At 37.3% G+C, this 22,147-nt stretch carries 19 protein-coding genes and 1 tRNA gene; 16 read left to right on the forward strand and 4 right to left on the reverse strand.

Annotated features, from left to right (window positions below; genetic code table 11):
* Window positions 1-71: 71 nt before the first annotated feature.
* The 3 genes from ACN5J7_RS03875 to ACN5J7_RS03885 all read right to left on the reverse strand — a co-directional run bounded on the left by ACN5J7_RS03875 (window position 72) and on the right by ACN5J7_RS03885 (window position 2,274).
* On the reverse strand, window positions 72-743 hold the full coding sequence (locus ACN5J7_RS03875; RefSeq protein WP_418602855.1) for a DUF1801 domain-containing protein: 672 nt from the start codon (window positions 741-743) through the stop codon (window positions 72-74).
* Between the two features lie 84 nt (window positions 744-827).
* Window positions 828-1,439 carry a ribosome biogenesis GTP-binding protein YihA/YsxC gene (gene yihA / locus ACN5J7_RS03880; RefSeq protein ID WP_418602857.1) on the reverse strand — a complete coding sequence of 204 codons (612 nt, stop codon included), beginning with the start codon at window positions 1,437-1,439 and terminating at the stop codon, window positions 828-830.
* A gap of 70 nt (window positions 1,440-1,509) precedes the next feature.
* Window positions 1,510-2,274: an alpha/beta fold hydrolase gene (locus ACN5J7_RS03885; protein ID WP_418602858.1), complete on the reverse strand. Its 765-nt coding sequence runs from the start codon at window positions 2,272-2,274 to the stop codon at window positions 1,510-1,512.
* 295 nt (window positions 2,275-2,569) lie between these two features.
* On the opposite strand from ACN5J7_RS03885, the gene mraZ reads away from it, so the two are divergent.
* The 15 genes from mraZ (at window position 2,570) to ACN5J7_RS03960 (ending at window position 19,104) form a co-directional block, all read left to right on the forward strand.
* Window positions 2,570-3,040, forward strand: coding sequence for a division/cell wall cluster transcriptional repressor MraZ (gene mraZ, locus ACN5J7_RS03890; RefSeq protein ID WP_311940722.1), 471 nt, complete (start codon window positions 2,570-2,572; stop codon window positions 3,038-3,040).
* A complete protein-coding gene (gene rsmH / locus ACN5J7_RS03895) occupies window positions 3,027-3,923 on the forward strand; it encodes a 16S rRNA (cytosine(1402)-N(4))-methyltransferase RsmH (RefSeq protein ID WP_418602859.1) in 897 nt (298 codons plus the stop codon). The genes mraZ and rsmH overlap by 14 nt, the downstream gene beginning before the upstream one ends.
* Window positions 3,924-4,055: 132 nt before the next feature.
* Complete coding sequence (locus ACN5J7_RS03900) at window positions 4,056-4,373, forward strand: FtsL-like putative cell division protein (protein WP_418602860.1); 318 nt, start codon at window positions 4,056-4,058, stop codon at window positions 4,371-4,373.
* A gap of 64 nt (window positions 4,374-4,437) precedes the next feature.
* A complete protein-coding gene (locus ACN5J7_RS03905; protein WP_418603232.1) occupies window positions 4,438-6,399 on the forward strand; it encodes a penicillin-binding protein in 1,962 nt (653 codons plus the stop codon).
* Entirely contained in the window at window positions 6,396-7,859 is a 1,464-nt protein-coding gene (locus ACN5J7_RS03910) for a UDP-N-acetylmuramoyl-L-alanyl-D-glutamate--2,6-diaminopimelate ligase (protein ID WP_418602861.1), read from the forward strand. The genes ACN5J7_RS03905 and ACN5J7_RS03910 overlap by 4 nt, the downstream gene beginning before the upstream one ends.
* A gap of 69 nt (window positions 7,860-7,928) precedes the next feature.
* Window positions 7,929-9,170 carry a phospho-N-acetylmuramoyl-pentapeptide-transferase gene (gene mraY, locus ACN5J7_RS03915; protein ID WP_311940736.1) on the forward strand — a complete coding sequence of 414 codons (1,242 nt, stop codon included), beginning with the start codon at window positions 7,929-7,931 and terminating at the stop codon, window positions 9,168-9,170.
* Complete coding sequence (gene murD, locus ACN5J7_RS03920; protein ID WP_418602862.1) at window positions 9,171-10,502, forward strand: UDP-N-acetylmuramoyl-L-alanine--D-glutamate ligase; 1,332 nt, start codon at window positions 9,171-9,173, stop codon at window positions 10,500-10,502.
* A gap of 5 nt (window positions 10,503-10,507) precedes the next feature.
* Window positions 10,508-11,701 carry an FtsW/RodA/SpoVE family cell cycle protein gene (locus tag ACN5J7_RS03925; protein WP_418602864.1) on the forward strand — a complete coding sequence of 398 codons (1,194 nt, stop codon included), beginning with the start codon at window positions 10,508-10,510 and terminating at the stop codon, window positions 11,699-11,701.
* 59 nt (window positions 11,702-11,760) lie between these two features.
* Window positions 11,761-12,864: an undecaprenyldiphospho-muramoylpentapeptide beta-N-acetylglucosaminyltransferase gene (gene murG / locus ACN5J7_RS03930; protein ID WP_418602866.1), complete on the forward strand. Its 1,104-nt coding sequence runs from the start codon at window positions 11,761-11,763 to the stop codon at window positions 12,862-12,864.
* A complete protein-coding gene (gene murC, locus ACN5J7_RS03935; protein ID WP_418602868.1) occupies window positions 12,865-14,217 on the forward strand; it encodes a UDP-N-acetylmuramate--L-alanine ligase in 1,353 nt (450 codons plus the stop codon). It abuts the gene before it with no gap.
* A 16-nt stretch (window positions 14,218-14,233) separates the two neighbouring features.
* Window positions 14,234-14,929, forward strand: a complete 696-nt coding sequence (locus tag ACN5J7_RS03940) for a cell division protein FtsQ/DivIB (RefSeq protein WP_418602870.1) — start codon at window positions 14,234-14,236, stop codon at window positions 14,927-14,929.
* A 63-nt stretch (window positions 14,930-14,992) separates the two neighbouring features.
* Entirely contained in the window at window positions 14,993-16,303 is a 1,311-nt protein-coding gene (ftsA, locus tag ACN5J7_RS03945; protein WP_311940757.1) for a cell division protein FtsA, read from the forward strand.
* 56 nt (window positions 16,304-16,359) lie between these two features.
* Window positions 16,360-18,348 carry a cell division protein FtsZ gene (gene ftsZ / locus ACN5J7_RS03950; protein ID WP_418602871.1) on the forward strand — a complete coding sequence of 663 codons (1,989 nt, stop codon included), beginning with the start codon at window positions 16,360-16,362 and terminating at the stop codon, window positions 18,346-18,348.
* A 217-nt stretch (window positions 18,349-18,565) separates the two neighbouring features.
* Complete coding sequence (locus tag ACN5J7_RS03955) at window positions 18,566-19,015, forward strand: GatB/YqeY domain-containing protein (RefSeq protein ID WP_311940765.1); 450 nt, start codon at window positions 18,566-18,568, stop codon at window positions 19,013-19,015.
* 15 nt (window positions 19,016-19,030) lie between these two features.
* A tRNA-Arg gene (locus ACN5J7_RS03960) sits at window positions 19,031-19,104 on the forward strand.
* Window positions 19,105-19,351: 247 nt separating this feature from the next.
* Here ACN5J7_RS03960 and ACN5J7_RS03965 read toward each other — a convergent pair.
* Window positions 19,352-21,001: a sodium/sugar symporter gene (locus ACN5J7_RS03965; RefSeq protein WP_418602873.1), complete on the reverse strand. Its 1,650-nt coding sequence runs from the start codon at window positions 20,999-21,001 to the stop codon at window positions 19,352-19,354.
* Between the two features lie 141 nt (window positions 21,002-21,142).
* Here ACN5J7_RS03965 and ACN5J7_RS03970 point away from each other — a divergent pair, with 141 nt between their 5' ends.
* On the forward strand, window positions 21,143-22,135 hold the full coding sequence (locus ACN5J7_RS03970) for a GntR family transcriptional regulator (RefSeq protein WP_418602875.1): 993 nt from the start codon (window positions 21,143-21,145) through the stop codon (window positions 22,133-22,135).
* Window positions 22,136-22,147: the final 12 nt, after the last annotated feature.

The following is a 22,147-nucleotide window of genomic DNA, read 5'->3' on the forward strand; positions in this document are numbered from 1 at the left end:
CGAATAAGGTTGTGGTTGGGGCCTTGGTAACTAAAAAGGATGGACCTGAAAAATTTGTATAGCGCAGCAGCTCACTTTTTTTTCAATTGTTTATGAGAGCCATCACAATTTGGAAATCTTTTTGAAAGACCACAAACGCAATCGTTCAGCCCTTTTCCTTTAAAGATTTTATCGGTATGTTCTATTATTCTCGAAATTCGGGTTTTTGCTTGTTTCGGCTTAGAAAAATGTAAAAGATAGCCTCTTTTCCTACCTTCAGTTAGGTTATTAAAGGCATTTTCGAAATCTGGATTTTCTATGAATTTTTGTTTTAATTCTTCGGGTGTTTCTAAGTCTGAAGTTTTTTTCTTCTTTACTTTTAATCCCGCTTTTTCAACTTCAATGGCTTCATAGATATAGGCTTTAATTACGGGTTTAAGTGTTTCAATTTCCGATAGATTGGTGAATCGGATTTGTCGGGCGGATTGGGTGTTTTCTGTTTGTTGTATGAGAATACGTTTTGGATCTTTCAATAATGCGCCCTTGTGGAAAAGTATAGCACAGTAATCTTTAAATCCATGAAGTAATGCAATATTCTTTTTATTATAAGTATAGCATGGGTGCATCCATTTAAATTCCTCGGTCAATCCACAATTGGCTACGATGTCACGGAGTCTCGATAGCTCCTTTTGCCATTTGTTTAAATTGTCGAGATATGTATCAACTTCAAGGTTCATTTGCTCTCTAATTTCAGGGTTTTTCAAATGTTGTACACAGTTTTTTGTTGTAAGACCTAAACGAAGTTCTGTTTTTTTTCAATTAATCAAAAAAGAAAAGCTTAAGGAATTTTAGCTAGAAGATAAATCCATATTCCCATTCAACTCATCTATATAACTTAAAACTTCATCTTTACCGATGTCTTTGGTTGATGAGGTTATAAAGTAATTGGGCATGGTTTCCCAAGTTTCTAGAAGCACTTTTTTATAAGCTTCAACATATCTTTCGATAGCTTTGGGTTTCAGCTTGTCGGCCTTGGTAAAAATAATTGAAAACGGAATACCATTTTCACCCAGCCACTGCATAAATTCTAAATCGATAGGTTGCGGATCATGCCTAATGTCAACCAAAACAAAAGCGGTAACCAATTGCTCGCGCAACCCAAAATATTGGGTTATAAATTTCTGGAAAACCTTTTTTGCACTTTTTGAAACACGCGCGTAACCATAACCGGGTAAATCGACTAAATGCCAGTTTTTATTAATTAAAAAATGATTGATAAGTTGCGTTTTTCCTGGTCTGCCCGAAGTTTTTGCCAAACTTTTTCGGCTGGTTAACATATTGATTAACGACGATTTCCCAACGTTACTTCTACCAATAAATGCATATTCCGGCAACATGCTTTTTGGGCATTTTGCAACATCGGAATTGCTCATTACAAATTCGGCAGACTTGATTTTCATTTTTTTGTCATTCCCGAGAATCCCGATAGTTATCGGGAGGATTCTCATTAATTATACTCGTTATGGTAATTTAAATTTTGCGTTTCTGCAACCAAGCATCGAGAATTTGGTTAAATTCATCGGGGTGTTCCATCATAGCGGCGTGTCCGCATTTGTCAATCCAAAACAACTCCGAATCCGGTAAAAGCTCGTTGAATTCCTCGGCAACCTCTGGCGGTGTAACCGTGTCGTTTTTACCCCAAATAATACAGGTTGGTGTTTGCATTTTCGGTAAATCCTTAGCCATATTGTGCCTAATCGCACTTTTGGCAATGGCCAGTGTTTTAATAAGTTTGTTGCGGTCGTTTACCGTTTTGTAAACCTCGTCGACTATGTCTTTTGTCGCAATTTCAGGGTCGTAAAACACATCTTGCGCTTTCTTTTTTATCACCTCGTAATCACTGCGTTTTGTATAGCCGCCACCCATAGCGCTCTCGTATAGGCCTGAGCTTCCGGTAATTATTAGGGCTTCTACTTTTTCTGGAAATAATTTGGTGTGGTATAAACCAATGTGTCCACCAAGCGAATTGCCTAACAAAATAACATCTTCATATCTCTTAAACTCAATAAAATCATGCAGATATTTGGCGAAACTTTTTACGTTGGTCTTAAGTAAAGACATGCTGTAAATTGGTAATTCGGGGATAATAATTTTATATCCTTTTTTGCTGAAAAAATTTGTGACAGAATCAAAATTGCTTAATCCGCCCATTAAACCGTGTAGAACAATAATGGGTTTGCCTTCTCCAACTTCAATATAGCTATAATTCTTTTCTTTTCTTAAACGATGCGTCATTAACTGGTTAGTCTTTTTTCGTTTAAACAAATATAGTTATTTCATTCATATTTCAGCCATTTTAATTTAAGTAGGGAATAATTGTTTTTAAATGAAGATGTTAACAGTGTGTTTATAAAATTAGATTTTTTTGTAAGGGACTGATAGCAAGTGGTTAAAATATTTCCAGCCATTTAATATCTATTTAAAATGGTATTTAATCGAAAAATTATTAACAAAGTGCAACAAAGTGGTAAAATGTGGTAAAATTTTCGATATATTTGAAACTTAAACCTTAAAACGATTATAAATCGCTTTGAACTCATTAATAGGAACATACGATTGTAAAGTAGATGCCAAAGGCAGGCTTATGATGCCTTCTGGCATGAAAAAGCAATTGGCATCTGTTATAGAAGATGGGTTTGTGCTAAGGCGTTCGGTGTTTCAGCCGTGTTTGGAATTGTATCCCATGAGCGAGTGGCAAACCGTGATGCAAAAAATAAATAAGCTCAATAGGTTTAAAAAGAAGAACAACGATTTTATCCGTCGGTTTAATGCCGGTGCACGCATGGTGGATATTGATGGGAGTGGGCGTTTGTTGATTCCGAAAGACCTAATTGGATTTGCGGGTATTTCAAAAAACATCGTGATTTCTCCAGCGGTAAACATCATCGAAATCTGGGATAAAGATAAATACGAGCAAGCTATTGATGATGCCGCGATTGATTTTGCGGATTTAGCTGAAGAAGTTATGGGACAAGACGATGACGACCATGGAATATCATAACCCAGTTTTATTAAAAGAAACCGTTGATGGTTTAAATATAAAAGAAGATGGTGTTTATGTCGATGTCACTTTTGGCGGCGGCGGGCATAGTAAGGAAATCTTAAAACGACTTGGTAAACACGGAAAGTTGTTTGCTTTCGATCAGGATTTGGATGCTCTTGAAAACGCAATTGATGATGATCGGTTTACCTTAATACATGAGAATTTTAGATTCGTAAAACGGTTTTTAAGATTTCATGGTGTAAAAGAAGTGGATGGCATTTTGGCCGATTTTGGTGTGTCGTCACATCAATTTGATGTTGCCGAACGTGGTTTTTCAACACGTTTTGAAGCCGATTTGGATATGCGCATGAACCAGCAAAACGAGCTGTCTGCATTTAATGTGGTTAACGAATATGGGGAAGAACGCTTAAAGCAAGTGTTGTTGCAGTACGGTGAATTGCGCGCTGCTCCGGCCATGGCGAGATTAATTGTAGAGCATCGGGATAACGAGCCAATAAAAACAAGCGAGCAATTAAAAAAAGTATTGAAAAAGTTTTTGCCACCGCGACATGAAAATAAAGTGTTGGCGCAAATTTATCAAGCGATTCGGATTGAAGTGAATCAGGAAATTGAGGCGTTAAAAGAGTTTTTGATGCAAACACCGGAAATATTAAAAGTTGGTGGCCGTTTAAGTTTTATATCCTATCACTCTTTGGAGGACAGGTTGGTAAAGCGTTTTATAAGAAACGGATTGTTTGAAGGCGAACCAGAACGCGATATGTTCGGGAATTTTGAAGTACCGTTAAAAAAAGTAAACGGTTTAATTGTGCCATCAAAAGAAGAAATTAAAATAAATAGTAGGGCAAGAAGTGCGAAACTTCGAATTGCTGAAAAACTTTAATAGGGTGTCATTCTGAGGAGCATTTTTTGAGACGTGAGAATCTCTTGAATTGAAAAACGTTTATTAATAAATAAAAAGAAACAGATTGCCACGCCTAAAAAGGCTCACAATGATGAAAATTAAAAAGCTAGAATGAAAAAAAACATTTACAGTATATTAAAAGGAACATTTTTAGTGAGCGACGATTCGTTTAAAAATTGGCGCATGATTCTTTTTATATCTGGTTTGGCTATTGTTATGATTGCAAGTTCGCACAGTGCCGATAAAAAAGTGTACGAAGTTGCGCGATTAAAAAATGAAGTAAACGAAATGCGTTCGGCATTTATTGATGGCAGATCAAAACTGATGCGCCTCAAAATGGAATCGGCAGTCGTTAGTAAAATGAAAGAAAAAGGGCTGTCGCCATCGGTGATACCGCCCAAAAAAATAAAAGTAAAATCCCAAAATTAAAAAGCGAACCTTGGCAGTAAACGAGAAAGGCATATTAAACCGATTGTATTTTATAGCAGGATGTATGTTCATCTTCGGGGCTGCTGTGGTGTTTAAATTGCTGAGTATTCAATTTATACAAGGCGATAAATACAAAGCCATGGCAAGTGAGCGCATAATTAAAGATGTTGTTATTCCTGCCAACAGAGGCAATGTGTATTCGGCAAACGGGAATTTGTTGGCCACCTCGGTTCCTAAATACGATATTAGAATTGATGCCATTACGCCAACCTCAAAAACCTTCGAGAAATATTTAAAGCCATTGTGCGATTCACTATCAAAATTCTCGGGGAAATCGTCTAATTATTATCAAAAGGAAATCAGAAAAGCCCGAGCGAATAAAAACAGATATTATTTGTTGGCCAGAAATATTGGGTATTCGGATTATATCAGAATCAGAAACTTTCCATTGTTAAATCTTGGTGCTTTTAAAGGCGGATTAATTGTAAAACAAACTACAAAACGCGAACATCCTATGGGTGGCATCGCGCAACGTACTATTGGTTACGAACGTTTTGATGAGGATGGTAATGTAACACGACCTGGGATTGATGGCGCGTACGGTATTCAGTATTTACGAGGCACACCCGGGAAAAGAAAAAAACAGCAAATAGGAAAAGGGCAATGGAAACCGTTAAGCGACGCGAACGAAATTGAACCCAAAGATGGTTACGATGTGTACACCACTATTAATGTAAACATTCAAGATATCGCGCATCATGCACTTTTGGAGCAGTTGGAAAAATACAAGGCAGACCACGGTTGCGTGGTGGTCATGGAAACAGAAACGGGCGAGGTGAAAGCTATTTCTAATTTAGGTAGAAATAGTAAAGGCTATTATTACGAACGTTTGAATTATGCCGTTGGGGAATCTCACGAATCGGGTTCAACATTTAAACTCATGGCGCTTGCAGCGGCTCTTGAAGATAAGGTGATTGATACCAGTGATGTGGTTGATACCGAAAAAGGGATCTTGTCATTTTATGGAAAAAAAGTAAGAGATTCAAAACATGGCGGCTATGGTAAAATATCGGTAGCCAAAGCTTTTGAAGTGTCGTCAAATACAGGAATCGTTAAGGTTATCGATGAGGCTTATGGGAAAAATCCAAGCAAGTTTGTCGATAGGCTTTACAGTATGAGCTTGAATGAAAAATTAGGATTGCCCATTATTGGTGAACCCAGTCCGATTATTCCAGACCCACGAATAAAAAACAAACGCTGGAGCGGTATTGCATTGCAATGGATGGCGTATGGCTACGGTGTGTCGTTTACGCCACTGCAAACCCTAACATTTTATAACGCGATTGCCAATGATGGTGTTATGGTAAAACCGCAGTTTTTAAAAGAGGTTAAAGAGTTTGATGAAACCATTGTGCCTTTTGAAAAAGAGGTGATAAACGGGCGCATATGCTCGAAAGAAACTGTTGCCAAAGTGCAACAATTATTAAAGAACGTGGTTGAGAAAAAGCACGGAACGGGTAATAAATTGTACTCTGAAAATTTCTCGATGGCAGGGAAAACAGGGACTTGTCAAAAAGATTACAGCGATAAGGAAAAACTGAATTACATCTCGTCGTTTGCGGGGTATTTTCCAGCGGATAACCCAAAGTATTCTTGCATTGTTGTTATCCACGAGCCAGATAAAAGTGTTGGGTATTACGGTGCCGATGTATCTGGGCCTGTTTTCAAAAAAATTGCTCAAAAAATATTTACCGATACGCCCATTATTGATGAGGTTGCGTCTTTAGAAGTTAAAAGCGCATCAACAGAAAAAGAATACGAAAGCTTTTATAAAACAGCGCAGACCTATAAAACCATTATGCCAAACGTTGTTGGGTTGCCCGCTATGGATGCCGTGGCCTTATTGGAAAATATGGATGTAAACATTAAAGTGAAACTTAAAGGTAGTGGCACTGTAAAAGAGCAATCTATCAGTAAAAACATAAAGCTAAAAAACAATCAAACCATCGTTTTAAAAGCATCATGATAGTATTAAAGGACATACTGTACAAAGTAACCATCAACGCCGTTGTTGGGAGCACGAGTGTGTCTGTAAATGCTGTGCATTTCGATTCGCGAAACATTAAAAAAGCTGACTTCTTTGTCGCTATTAAAGGTCATGTGGTTGATGGGCATAAATTTATTGATGTCGCTATAAAAAACGGAGCCGTAGCCATTGTTTGCGAAACATTACCGGAACATTTGGTTGATGGCGTTACCTATGTTGAAGTCGATAATTCCAACAGAGCTTTGGCGTTTATGGCATCAAATTTTTACGGTGCGCCTTCAGAAAACTTGAAGCTTGTTGGAGTTACGGGAACCAACGGAAAAACCACCGTGGCAAGTTTACTGTATCAATTGTTTAAAAAAGCAGGGTTTAAAGTCGGTTTGCTTTCAACGGTAAAAATAGTAGTCGATAATAAAACGTACAAAGCATCTCATACCACGCCAGATTCGTTAACCATAAATAGGTATTTAAAGGAAATGAACGAAGTCGGTGTCGAGTTTTGCTTCATGGAGGTGAGCTCTCACGGCATTCATCAAAATAGAATTGAGGGATTGTATTTTGAAGGCGGCATTTTCACCAATCTGTCTCACGATCATTTGGATTATCACAACACATTTGCGGAATACCGCGATGTAAAAAAAGTGTTTTTTGACAGTCTCTCGTCAAAAGCATTTGCACTTGTGAATACCGATGATAAAAACGGATTGGTCATGCTGCAAAATACAAAGGCGAAAAAGTACACCTATGCTTTAAAAGGCTATGCCGATTATAAAGCGCAGATATTGGAAAACCAGTTTGGTGGTTTATTGCTAAAAGTGAACGACAGTGAAATATGGACGCGGCTTATCGGGAATTTCAATGCGTATAATGTATTGGCAATTTACGCTACCGCGGAATTATTGGGCTTGGAAAAAGTGGAGATTTTAAGGTTGATTAGCGAATTGGAAAGTGTTAGCGGGCGGTTTCAATACATCATTTCAGATGAAAAAATAACGGCCATTGTAGATTATGCACATACGCCTGATGCCTTAAAAAATGTGTTGGAAACCATTAATAGTATCCGCACCAAAAACGAAGCATTAATAACGGTTGTTGGTTGCGGTGGCGATAGAGACAAAACCAAGCGTCCAAAAATGGGACACATAGCCTCGGCATTAAGCAGTAAAGTGATTTTTACAAACGATAATCCGCGAAGCGAAAAACCGGAGGCCATTCTTGAAGATATTGAAAAAGGTGTCGAGCCTCAAAATTTTAAAAAAACAGTAACCATAACCGATAGAAAACAGGCTATTAAAACGGCCTGCCAAATGGCGCAACCTAACGATATTATTTTAATAGCGGGAAAAGGGCACGAAACCTATCAAGAAATTAAAGGCGAACGCTTTGATTTTGATGATTATAAAATAGTACAGGAATTTTTAAAACAATTACAGAAATAATTTTTGTCATTCCTGCGAAGGCAGGAATCCACAATAAATTATAAAAATAAGCAATAAAAAATAGTATAAATGCTGTATTACCTATTTGAATATTTAGAAAGCGAATTCCAAGTGCCAGGAGCAAGACTCTTTAGTTATTTAACTTTTAGAGCAGCATTAGTTATGATTTTATCATTGCTAATTTCTACCATTTACGGAAAAAGAATCATTCGTTTTCTTCAAAAAAAACAAATGGGAGAAACCATTAGGGATTTAGGATTGGAAGGTCAAAAAGAAAAGGCAGGCACGCCAACTATGGGTGGTATCATTATTATTCTTGCCACATTAATTCCGGTTTTGTTGTTCGCCAAACTAGAAAATATATACATTATTTTACTGATTATTACCACGCTTTGGATGGGGGTTATTGGTTTTCTTGACGATTATTTAAAGAAGTTTAAAAACGATAAAGACGGTTTAAAAGGACGTTTTAAAGTGTTAGGGCAAATAGGTTTGGGAATCATTGTTGGAACCACATTGTTTTTTCATAGCGATGTGACCATGAAAGAAAAACTTCCGTTAGAAGTGCGGCAAGAGCTTTTGGCCGAAAATCCAAAAATAGAACCTTCAAAATTATTTGAAGACGAAATAAAATCAACCAAAACAACCATTCCTTTTGTAAAAGGGAACGAATTTGATTACGCAAAATTAATCACCTGGATAAGCCCGGATTTAGAAAAATACGCTTGGGTTATTTTTATTCTAGTGGCCATTTTTATAATAACTGCCGTGTCAAACGGTGCAAACCTTACCGATGGCATTGATGGATTAGCAGCCGGAACATCGGCCATAATTGTGCTCACTTTGGGCATTTTTGCGTGGGTTTCGGGTAATATTATTTTCTCTGAATACCTCAATATTATGTACATCCCACGGGTGGAAGAAATTACAATTTACATCGCCGCCTTTGTGGGTGCGCTCATTGGGTTTTTATGGTACAATGCTTTTCCGGCACAAGTGTTTATGGGCGATACGGGAAGTTTAACCATTGGCGGCATTATAGCGGTAATCGCCATAGCGGTGCGTAAAGAGTGGCTCATCCCTGTATTGTGCGGTATATTTTTAGCAGAAAATTTATCGGTGGTTATGCAAGTGAGCTGGTTTAAATATACCAAGAAAAAATACGGAGAAGGACGTCGCATTTTTAAAATGTCACCACTGCATCATCATTATCAAAAATCGGGGTATCACGAAAGTAAGATTGTAACACGATTTTGGATTGTGGGCATACTGCTGGCTATTCTATCGATTGTAACATTGAAAATTCGATAGATGACACGGTTGGTGATTCTTGGCGGAGGAGAAAGTGGTGTGGGAACAGCGCTTTTGGGAAAGGCAAAAGGATACGATGTTTTTGTTTCCGATAAAGGAAAAATAAAAGAAAAATATAAACAAGTTCTTATACATAATGAGATTGAATGGGAAGATGAAATGCATTCGGAAAGTAAAATCTTGAAAGCCGATATCGTCATGAAAAGCCCGGGAATTCCAGATAAAGTGCCTTTGGTAAAACAAATTCGCGAACATCAAATTCCGGTGGTTTCAGAAATTGAGTTTGCATCAAAATTCACCAAAGCAACCATAGTAGGAATTACAGGAAGCAATGGTAAAACCACAACGGCAACCTTAACGCATCATATTTTAAAACAAGAGTTAAATGTGGGGTTGGCCGGCAATATTGGCGACAGTTTTGCAAAACAGATTTTAGAAGACGATTTTAAAAATTACGTGCTTGAGATTAGTAGTTTTCAGTTAGATGATATTATCGATTTTAAACCAAAAATAGCTGTGATTACCAATATAACGCCCGATCATTTAGATAGGTATAATAATCAATTTGAAAACTATATCGCTTCAAAATTTAGAATAGCGATGAATCAAACAAATAACGATTATTTGATTTACGATGCCGATGACGACGTGATTACCAATCATTTAAAAAACCATCCAATTCAATCCACATTATTGCCATTTTCGTTGACAAAAACAATAAAAAATGGCGCGTATTTAGACAAACAAAATATAATAATAACAATAGATAACAACCAGATAATTATGCCAACAACAAATCTAGCATTAGAGGGAAAACACAACGTTAAAAATGCTATGGCTGCCTCGACAGTAGCACATTTATTAAAAATTAGAAAGCAAACCATTCGCGAAAGCTTAGAAAATTTTCAAGGTGTCGAGCATCGTTTGGAGAGTGTATTGAAAATCAATAAAGTGCAGTACATAAACGATTCAAAAGCAACCAATGTAAACGCGACATATTATGCTTTGGAAAGTATGGATGCACCTACGGTTTGGATTGTTGGCGGAACAGATAAAGGCAATAATTACGAAGAATTGTTTCAGTTTGTAAACGAAAAAGTAAAAGCCATTATTTGCTTGGGTGCCGATAATGAAAAGCTGATGCGCACGTTTGGAAATATGGTTGATATCATAGTTGAAACACAATTTATGTCTGAAGCCGTAAAAATAGCTTATAAAATCGCTGAATCAGGTGATAACGTATTGTTGTCGCCAGCTTGTGCCAGTTTCGATTTGTTTGAAAATTACGAAGACCGAGGTCGTCAGTTTAAAAATGCAGTAAGAAATTTATAACAAAAGTGCAAACACTATTTAAAAACATAAAAGGAGATCGTTTGATTTGGGCTATAGTGGCGCTGTTGGCTATACTGTCGTTTTTACCAGTGTATAGTGCTGCAAGTAATTTGGCTTATCGGGGAGGTAACGGTAACACGTTTGCGTTTTTTGTCAAGCACTTTATGCATTTGTTTTTAGGGTTTGTTATTATGTATGGGGTGCATAAAATTCCATATCGATATTTTAAAGGCCTTTCGTTGGTGTTGGTTCCTGTGGCCTTGGTGCTGTTAGGCATTACCATGTTGCAAGGCACCACCATTGAAGGCGCAAATGCTAGTAGATGGATACAAATACCCATTGTGGGCATGTCGTTTCAAACTTCCACATTTGCATCGGTGGTATTAATGGTTTATGTAGCGCGTTATATGTCTAAAATAAAGGACAAAACGGTAACATTTAAAGAGACTATATTGCCGCTTTGGTTGCCGGTTTTTTTGATATTGGTGCTCATACTTCCGGCTAACTTTTCAACGGCAGCCATTATGTTTTTAATGGTTGTTATGTTGGTTTTTTTGGGCGGATACCCCATTCGGTATTTAGCCGTAATTATAGGCTCTGGTGTTTTGGTGTTGGTGATGTTTGTGTTGATAGCAAAAGCATTTCCCGATGCTATGCCAAATAGGGTGGACACTTGGATGAGCCGAATAGAAAGTTTTTCCGACCCTGAAGATACTGTGGCCGATTACCAAATTGAAAAAGCCAAAATAGCCATTGCTTCTGGGGGTGTAAAAGGTGTTGGTCCGGGAAAAAGCATACAAAAGAATTTTTTACCGCAATCCTCATCCGATTTTATTTTCGCCATAATTATCGAAGAATACGGGTTGTTGGGAGGCTTTACCATCATGATTTTATACATGTGGCTGTTGTTCAGAATCGTAATAGCAGCGCAGAAATCAGACACCATTTTTGGTAAACTATTAGTGCTTGGTGTGGGCTTGCCCATTGTGTTTCAGGCGTTAATTAATATGGCCGTGGCAGTAGAATTGTTCCCCGTTACAGGGCAAACCCTGCCGTTAATTAGTAGTGGAGGCACATCTATTTGGATGACCTGTTTAGCTATTGGTATCATACTAAGCGTAAGTGCAAAACGAGAAGAAATAAAAGAACAAGAAAACAGTGAAGATAATCCGTTAGAAATTCTATCGGAAGCGATTTAAGTTATCCTGCAAGGTTTCAAAAACCTTGTAGGTATATAAAAAAAAACATTTGTGAATTAGTGGCAAAAAAAGACACATATAAAATTATCCTTTCCGGAGGAGGCACAGGCGGACACATTTATCCTGCTATTGCCATTGCAAACGAAATTAAGTCTCGTTATCCCGATGCTGAATTTTTATTTGTTGGTGCAAAAGACAGGATGGAAATGGAAAAAGTGCCCCAAGCAGGATATGATATTAAAGGCTTGTGGATTTCTGGAATTCAACGAAAACTGACTCTAAAAAACCTATCGTTTCCTTTTAAAGTGAACAGTAGCCTTTTTAAATCCAGAAAAATCATTAAGGCCTTTAAACCCGATATTGCCATTGGCACAGGTGGTTTTGCAAGCGGGCCATTGTTGTATGTGGCTACCTTAAATAAGATTCCAACCTTAATACAAGAGCAAAATTCTTTTCCTGGCATTACAAATAAATTGTTAGGAAAAAAAGTAGATAAAATTTGTGTGGCGTATGATAATTTAGAGCGCTTTTTCCCAAAGGAAAAACTGATTAAAACAGGAAATCCCGTACGTCAAGATTTATTGGATATTGACACTAAAACGGTTGAAGCCAAAAACCATTTCAATTTAAAACACGCAAAATTCACGCTTTTGGTCATTGGCGGCAGTTTGGGTTCAAGACGAATTAATGAATTGATTGAAAAAGAATTGGATTTTCTAGATACTCAAAACGTGCAAATAATTTGGCAATGCGGCAAGCTGTATTACCAGCAATATAAAATTTACGGAAACACAAAAAACGTACAGGTCTATGAGTTTTTAAATAATATGGATTTTGCCTATGCCGCGGCCGATATTGTGATTTCCAGAGCAGGAGCCATTTCGGTATCGGAGTTGTGCATTGTGGGCAAACCCGTAATTTTTATACCGTCGCCAAATGTTGCCGAAGACCATCAAACCAAAAACGCTATGGCTGTGGTTAAAAACAATGCGGCATTAATTATTAAAGAAGAAGATTTAGATGCCGATTTCGAGAACAAGTTTTCGCAGTTAATCGCTTCCGCGGAAAAACAAAAAGAACTGGGAAAAAATATAAAAAAACTGGCATTGGTTAATGCCACAAAAGAAATAGTCGACGAAGTAGAAAAACTGCTCAAAAAATAAATGAATTTAAAAAGCAAACATAACATCTATTTTATTGGCATTGGCGGCATTGGCATGAGTGCCTTGGCGCGCTACTTTCACGCCAATAACAAACATGTAGCTGGTTATGATAAAACGCCAACTGCAATTACTGATGCGTTGTCGGCTTTAAATATTCAAATTCATTTTGATGATACCGTTGAACAAATTGATGCTAAATTTTTAAACCCCGAAAGCACTTTGGTGGTGTACACGCCGGCAATTCCTAAAAACCATACCGAATTAAATTTTTTTAAAGCGCATGGTTTTCAGGTGTTAAAACGCTCTGAGGTTTTAGGGTTGATAACCGAAAACACCTATTGCTTAGCCGTTGCAGGTACACACGGAAAAACAACAACAACTAGTATTCTAGGGCATTTAATGTATGAATGCGGTGTTGAATTAACGGCATTTTTAGGCGGCATTAGCGAAAATTATAATTCGAATTTAATATTAAAAGGAACTGAAGTTTCAGTGGTTGAGGCTGATGAGTTTGATAGATCGTTTTTAACCTTATCGCCAGATTTGGCATGCATAACTTCAATGGATGCCGACCATTTGGACATTTACGGAGAAGCTTCAGAATTAATACATTCATTTAAGGATTTTTCAAAACGAATAAAACCCAAGGGAAAGTTGTTTGTTAAAAACGGATTGCCATTAAAAGGCATCACTTATGGCATTGAAGACCATTCAGACTACAGCGTTCAAAATATAAAAATAGAAAACGGCACCTATGTTTTTGATGTGAAAACACCAAAAAGGGTACTTGAAAATTTAGAATTTAACCTACCTGGTAGACATAATTTGTCGAATGCATTAATAGCCTTGGCGATGGCTGTAGAATATGGTTGCCCACACCAACAGCTCGCCAAAGCTTTAGCATCTTATAAAGGTGTTAAACGTCGATTTACCTATCAAATAAAAACCGAGGATTTAGTGTTTATTGACGATTATGCGCATCACCCCGAAGAAATCAATGCGGTGCATCAAGCGGTTCGGGAAATGTATCCTAAAAAAAGAACATTGGCTATTTTTCAGCCTCATTTGTACTCACGAACACGGGATTTTGTTGACGATTTTGCTAAAAGTCTATCGCAGTTCGACGAAATCGTATTGTTAGATATTTATCCAGCTCGCGAAGCGCCCATTGAAGGTGTAACATCCAAGTGGTTGTTGGGTAAAATAAAAAATGAAAACAAACAATTGGTTAGTAAAGCCAATTTGTTAAAAACCATACAAAAAAGTCATGCCCAAATCATATTGACTATGGGGGCTGGCGATATTGGCGAAGAAGTAAAACACATTAAAAAAGAATTGAGCCTTGCGAGTTAACTGGAATTACATAAAAATGATTTGTCTGCTAGGGTTGGTAGTGTTTTTGTTTGCTTTTTCTTCAAGTAGAAACGGACAAAGAACAATTAGCAAACCGCAGGTGAAATTTATTGGCGAAAACAACCTTTTTATTACTAATGAGGCTGTTAGTAAATTGTTAATACAAAATTACAAAGGGGTTAAAAATGTACCCAAAGAAACTTTAGTTTTGAATGAATTAGAAAACGCCCTAAAATCTAATCCCATGATAAAAACTGCGGAAGTGTATGTTGCTGTTAATGGTACACTTAACGCGGAAATTGAACAAAAAAAACCTATTGCAAGAGTAAGCACAAATGCGTCTTATTATATTGATGACGAAGGTTCATACATGCCGTTATCAAATAATTATTCGGCAAGAGTGCCGTTAGTTACTGGTTATGTTGAAAAAAATAATTTAAAAAATGTCTATAAAGTAGCCCATAAAATTAGGAACGATGATTTTCTGAAAAAGAATGTTATTGAAATTCATCAAAGTGCCAATAAAAAAATCTACTTAAAACTTAGGCAGTGTAATTTTATAGTTCAATTAGGCAACGTTGATTTTTTAGATAAGAAAATCAATAACCTAAAGGCGTTTTATCAAAAAAATCAAAAGGACAAAACGCTTAATAACTATAGCAAAGTCAATTTGCAATTTGAAAACCAAGTAGTGTGCAGTAAACTAAATTGAATAAGTTAATAAACGGTGAAAGCATTGAATGTAAAACCTCAATGATTGAGCAAAACGTAAACCATGGAGCATAATTTAGCAGTAGGATTAGATATAGGAACCACAAAAATTGTGGCTATGATTGGTCGTAAAAACGAATACGGCAAAGTCGAAATTTTGGGTATTGGTAAATCTAAAAGTTTGGGTGTGCATCGTGGTGTGGTAAATAATATTACCCAAACCATTCAATCTATCCAACAGGCCGTTCAAGAGGCCGAAGCTGCAGCCGATATGAAAATTATTAGCGTAACCGTTGGTATTGCGGGGCAACATATACGCAGCCTTCAACATAGCGATTATATCACCCGTTCTAATTCTGAAACCGTTATTGACGATAACGATATTGACAGACTGATTAACCAAGTACACAAATTGGTGATGCTTCCCGGTGAAGAAATTATCCATGTGTTGCCACAAGAATATAAGGTTGATGGGCAAGCCGAAATAAAAGAACCCATCGGGATGTACGGCGGACGATTGGAAGCTAATTTCCATGTGGTTGTTGGGCAAGTATCATCTATTCGAAATGTGGGGCGTTGCATTCAAAGTGCTGGTTTAAATTTAGAAGGCATCACCTTAGAACCATTGGCCTCATCAAATGCGGTATTGAGTCAAGAGGAAAAAGAAGCGGGCGTAGCATTAATCGATATTGGTGGCGGAACCACCGATTTAGCCATTTTTAGAGATGGTATCATTCGGCATACAGCGGTAATCCCATTTGGAGGCAATGTGATAACTGAAGATATAAAAGAAGGATGCTCCATCATTGAAAAACAAGCGGAGCTTTTAAAAATAAAATTTGGTTCGGCATGGCCCGGGGAAAATAAAGACAACGAGATTGTGTCTATTCCGGGGTTGCGAGGTAGAGAGCCAAAGGAAATCACTTTAAAAAACCTATCCAAAATAATTCATGCGCGTGTTGTTGAAATTGTAGAGCAGGTTTATGTTGAGATTAAAAACTACGGTCACGAAGAGCAAAAAAAGAAACTCATTGCGGGCATTGTGTTAACAGGCGGCGGCGCGCAGTTAAAACATTTAAAGCAATTGGTGGAATATATAACGGGCATGGACACCAGAATAGGCTACCCGAACGAGCATTTGGCAGGCGATAGTGATGAGGATATCACAAGCCCGCTGTACGCTACCGCAGTAGGTTTGGTTTTAGATGGCTTAAAACGTGAAGACCGAAAAAAGATTGAGCAACAGCAACAAAAAGAAATTGAAGAGGCTGAAGCTCCTAAAGAAGAAATAAAGGAAAAACCGGTTAAAGAACGACGCTCGTTCCTTGATAAGTTAACAGAACGCGTTAAAGATTTTTTAGATAACGCAGAATGATTATAAATCCATTGAATTAAAAATATAAAGTACAAAACCCCAGTAAAACAGAATTTATGAGCAGCAAAAAAGAATTCGAAAGCATTGCATTTGATTTACCGAAGAATCAATCAAATGTCATTAAAGTTATTGGCGTTGGCGGTGGCGGCAGCAATGCCATTAACCACATGTTCCAACAAGGTATTAAAGGCGTCGATTTTTACGTTTGTAATACCGATGCACAAGCCCTTCACAACAGTGGTGTTCCCAACAAAATCCAATTAGGCGTTAATTTAACCGAAGGATTGGGAGCGGGCGCGAACCCGGATATTGGCGAGCAATCGGCAGTTGAGAGTTTTGACGATATTTCAACCATGCTCGACACCAACACAAAAATGGTGTTTATAACGGCCGGAATGGGCGGAGGTACCGGAACCGGTGCGGCACCAATTATTGCTAAAATGGCAAAAGATTTGGATATATTAACCGTTGGTATTGTAACCATGCCTTTTGCTTTTGAAGGTAAAATGCGTATCGAGCAATCTCAAAAAGGTATTGAAAAATTACGGGATGTTGTCGATTCTTTAATCGTAATAAACAATAACAAACTTCGCGAGGTTTATGGAAACCTTGGCTTTAAAGCTGGTTTTTCAAAGGCCGACGAAGTGCTATCTACTGCTGCTCGTGGTATAGCTGAGGTTATTACGCATCACTACACACAAAACATCGATTTACGCGATGCCAAAACCGTTTTAAGCAATAGCGGAACGGCCATAATGGGTTCTGCCTTGGCATCCGGTCAAAACCGTGCGCAAGATGCTATTCGTAAGGCATTGGATTCACCATTATTAAACGATAATAAAATTACGGGCGCTAAAAATGTGTTGCTTTTAATTGTTTCCGGATCGCACGAAATTACCATTGACGAAATTGGGGAAATTAACGACCATATTCAAACCGAAGCTGGCCATGGCGCTAACATTATTATGGGTGTAGGCGAAGACGAGGCTTTAGAAGAATCCATTGCGGTTACTATTATTGCAACCGGTTTTAATATTGAACAGCAAGACGAGATTTCCAATACGGAAACCAAAAAAGTAGTGCACTCGTTAAACGAAGAAGAAGATATTAGCCTTAAAGCTAAAGATCCGGTAATTATTGAACCTATTGTTGAATTAGAAGAGAAAAAAGAAACACCGATTGTTAGGCATACTTTAGATTTAGATTTGGATGAAGAACCTGTAAAACCCACAAAAAAAGCGGTAGTAAAACAGGATATTGTTGACGATTTTTCAAAGGATATCAATTTAATTCCAACTTCAGAAATCATTAAAAATATCGATGTGGTTTATGATGAAGTAAAATCCAATCATATTGAAGAAGAGGATTTTATTATCAAGCCCGTAACAAAAATGTCTAGCGATGTTGAAAACATGACCGATGTTGAGGTGATTTCAGATTATATCGAAGAAGAACAACAAATCACGCTAACTTTCGATTTGCCATTATCTTCAGATGCTGAGGAAGACAGCAACAACGATGACGTTGTGTCGCATCAACTAAATGAAGAAGCAAAAAACATTCCGGTTAATGATTATGTGGAGCTTATAACCGTAAACGAAACCAACGAAAAAGGTGATATACGTTATGCTTTGGATGATTATGTTGAAGTGGAATCTTCAATAAATAAAAAAGCATCAAAATCCAAAGACGTTGAAGAGGAAATTGACAACGATATTGTTTTTGAGAAAAAAGTTTTGCCTCAAGAAAATAATGAAGAATCGGCAAGCGAGGAGGTAGACCCATTGAATAGCCCAATTTCGGATTTATTGAAAGAACGCGCAGACGAACGCAGACGGAAGATGAAAGAGTTCAACTATAAATTCAATAGCGCTAAAATTGACGATATCGAAAAAACGCCCGCTTATAAGCGTCAAGGTGTAAATTTAGAAGAAGCCAAACACTCCTCTGAAAACGATATGTCGCGAACCAGCATTGGTTTAGATGATAACGACGATATTCAATTGCGAAATAATAATTCTTTTCTACACGATAATGTAGACTAAAATTACACACATTGAACTTACTTGTTTATGCGCCCGAAAGGTTCCCTCAACTTTTCGGGTTTTTTATTTTATCATTTTTTTTAAAGCGAAATAAAACTTAGCTCTTTTATTAATTTGGAAAAGGATTTTTTTTTGTTTTATAAATGATTTTTTAACTGAAGACAGTAAACTGAATACTGCATACTTTTTTATATCTTCGCATTTCAAATAAAAACCCATGAGTTTACAACACAATGTCATGTCGGCTTTAAAGGCAGCGATGAAAGCTAAAGACCAAACTGCTTTAACTGCGTTACGTGCGGTTAAATCCGCTATTTTATTGGCGCAAACCGAAAGTGGTGCTAAGGCAGAACTAACCGAGGAGCAGGAGGTTAAAATACTTCAAAAACAAGTAAAACAGCGCAGGGACAGTGCTGCGATTTATTTGGAACAAGGGCGCGAAGATTTAGCTGCTCCCGAGTTGGCCGAAGCCGATGTTATTGCTCAGTTTTTACCGGAAGCTTTAAGCGATGAGGAAATAGAGAAAGTGGTGGTAATGACCATCGATTCAATAGGGGCAGAAGGCATGAAGGATATGGGGAAAGTTATGGGTATAGTTAGCAAAGAGTTGGCGGGACAAGCCGATGGAAAAACCATTTCTAATATAGTAAGACAAAAATTATCGTAATAGTATAATACAATTGGCTGCGTAGTTCAACTGGATAGAATATCAGATTTCGGCTCTGAGGGTTGGGGGTTCGAATCCCTCCGCGGTCACGAATAAAAAGAAAAAGGATAAATAAAACTGAATTTACCCATAGTTTTATTTATCCTTTTTCTATTTTTAAAGCGGAGCTTTTAGGGATGAGCGCAGCGGAGCCTGTTCGTGGAAACTTAAAGTTTCACTTCATTCTTTATTAAAAAAGAAAACCTAAAAGCGTAATTAATCCCTTTGGTGATTACAAATAAAAAAAGCCCTGTAATGTGAAACTACAGGGCTTTTGGTTTTTTATAATTGAACCGTTTACCAGAATAAGGCATATAAAACAGTTAGAATTATCATTACTGCAAACGACCCAATGTTGAACAATGGCGAGGTTTTAAACAGTTGCTTCGTAATTGGTATGCCTTTTTCATCATCTGCACCTTTGTGCTGTATATAACTAAATATCGCTATTACCAACATAGTTAAAAGTAACGTTAATCCCATTTGGTCCATAAATGGTACATCCACAAAGAACGGAGATGTTGACCACCCTTTTGGCGCTACTTTAAAATACATCGCAATCGGGATTGAGGCCAATGCGCCAATAATAGCTGCTTTGTTTGTGGTTTTCTTCCAAAATAAACCTAATAAGAACACTGCTAAAATACCTGGACTCACTATTCCGGTGTATTCTTGTATAAACTGGAATGCTTGGTCTAGGTTTCCTAAAAGAGGTGCCACTATACAGGCAATCACCAAAGCGACAAACGCAGAGATTCTTCCCGTATTTACGGTAGCTTTATCGCTAGCGGTCTTATTGATGTATTGTTTGTAAATATCCATCGTAAAGATGGTAGATGTAGAGTTTAACATCGAGGCTAAAGAAGATACTATGGCAGCGGCTAGGGCGGCAAATGCTAGACCTTTAAGGCCGGTTGGCAAAAATTGCAATAACCAAGGGTAAGCTTTGTCCGCTTGCTCCAATGACGGTAGGTTTCTAGCGGCAACATCGCCTAATCGTGCCATAATTTCCGGGTCATTAATCATTACATACGCAGCAATTCCAGGAATAACTACAATTAAAGGAATGATTAATTTTAATACCGCGGCAAATAAAATTCCTTTTTGAGCTTCTTTTAAAGATTTCGCCGCTAATGTTCTTTGAATGATATATTGGTTGAAACCCCAATAGTACAAGTTGGCTACCCACATACCACCAACAAGAACGCCAATACCCGGTAGGTTTTTGTATTCCGGATTGGATTTGTCAAGAATCATTTCAAAACGTTCAGGCACTTCTTCAAAAACAGTGGTTAATCCCGAAATAAATCCTTCGCCACCCGAAACGGTGTTTAGCGCTAAATAAGTGGTTACCAAACCTCCCAGTACCAAAAAGATAACTTGTATTACATCGGTCCAAGCCACGGCAGATAAACCTCCGTAAAGCGAATAGGCTGCAGCAAATAATGCTAATCCTATAACACCGTAAATTAATGGTATTCCTAAAATGGTGTTTAAGGCTAAGGAGCCTAAATATAAAACGGTGGTTAAATTCACAAATACATAAAGTGCAATCCAAAATACAGCGAGAATGGTTTTAAGGTTGGTAGAATAACGTTTCTCAACAAATTCCGGAATGGTATAAAGCCCTTTTTCAATAAAAATAGGCAAGAAATATTTACCGACAATTATAAGGGTAATGGCAGCCATCCACTCGTAAGATGCTATGGCAAGCCCTGATGCAAAACCAGAACCCGACATGCCTATAAATTGTTCAGCTGAAATATTAGCTGCAATTAATGATGCTCCAATAGCCCACCATGGCAGGGATTTGCTGGCCAAAAAATAATCTTCGGCGTTTTTTTGATGTCCTTTTTTGTCTCTAGAAACCCATAATCCTACGCCCAAAATTAAAATGGCGTATGAAATAAAGACCACATAGTCCCAAGTACCAAATCCTGCTGTCATAATGTAATAGTTAGTTTAGTTAGTATTAAAGCATCAAATATAGATATTTATTTTTAAAGACTTATAGTTTTAAATAAATAAAAAACAACTAGTAGGGTCTAGTAGGTTTTTATGATTTAAAATGCTACCTTTGTACTCGATATGATTTCAATTCAAGATAAAATAGGCATACCAAAATACAAGCAAATTGTAAACTCCATTGAAGAGGCCATTACATCCGGTGTGCTTAAAAAAGGCGATCAGTTGCCATCGATTAATAAGGTTAAAGATGCGCATTCGCTTTCTAGAGACACGGTTTTAACGGCTTTTAACGAACTGAAAAACAGAGGAATTGTTCAATCTGTTGTCGGTAAAGGATACTACGTTTCCAGTGAGGATATCAATGTGAATCAGAAAGTGTTTTTGCTTTTCGATGAGTTAAACTCGTTTAAAGAAGATTTGTACAATTCGTTTTTAGAAGATTTGGGGGAGAACATCCAGGTAGATATTTTTTTCCATCATTTTAATACGACTATTTTTAGTAAACTGATTCACGACAATATTGGAGCCTATAATTACTATGTTATTATGCCGGCCAATTTGACCAATACAAATGCGGTTATTCAAAATCTGCCACAGGACAAGGTTTATATTTTAGATCAATTACATGATGATTTAGAACCCTATTCTGCCATTTACCAAAATTTTGAAAAAGATATTTTTAATGGCTTAAAAAAGGCATTGCATCTTATTGAAAAATATAAAAAACTAATTTTGCTTTTCCCTGAAGATAAGCAGCCGCAAGGTATGCTTAAAGGGTTTAAGTTATTTTGTGAAACCTATCATATTAACTATTCGGTTGTTGATTCACTTAAAAACAACACCCCGAAACCTGGTGAACTTTATGTTATTCCGGATGATAAAAACTTGCTTCGAATTATAAAATCATTTAAAAACAACAATTTGATATTGGCTCAGGATGTGGGCGTTATTTCGTATAATGATACCTTGCTCAAAGAAATTGTCGCTGATGGTATAACTACCATTTCCACCGATTTTAATGCCATGGGGAAAAAATTGGCAAGCATGATACGCAATAAAGAAGTGGGTAAAATTGTAAACCCGAATAACCTTATTTTAAGAAACTCGTTATAACCATTAAAACAT

The organism is Hwangdonia sp. (assembly GCF_048381975.1).
Taxonomy (GTDB): Bacteria; Bacteroidota; Bacteroidia; order Flavobacteriales; family Flavobacteriaceae; genus Hwangdonia; species Hwangdonia seohaensis.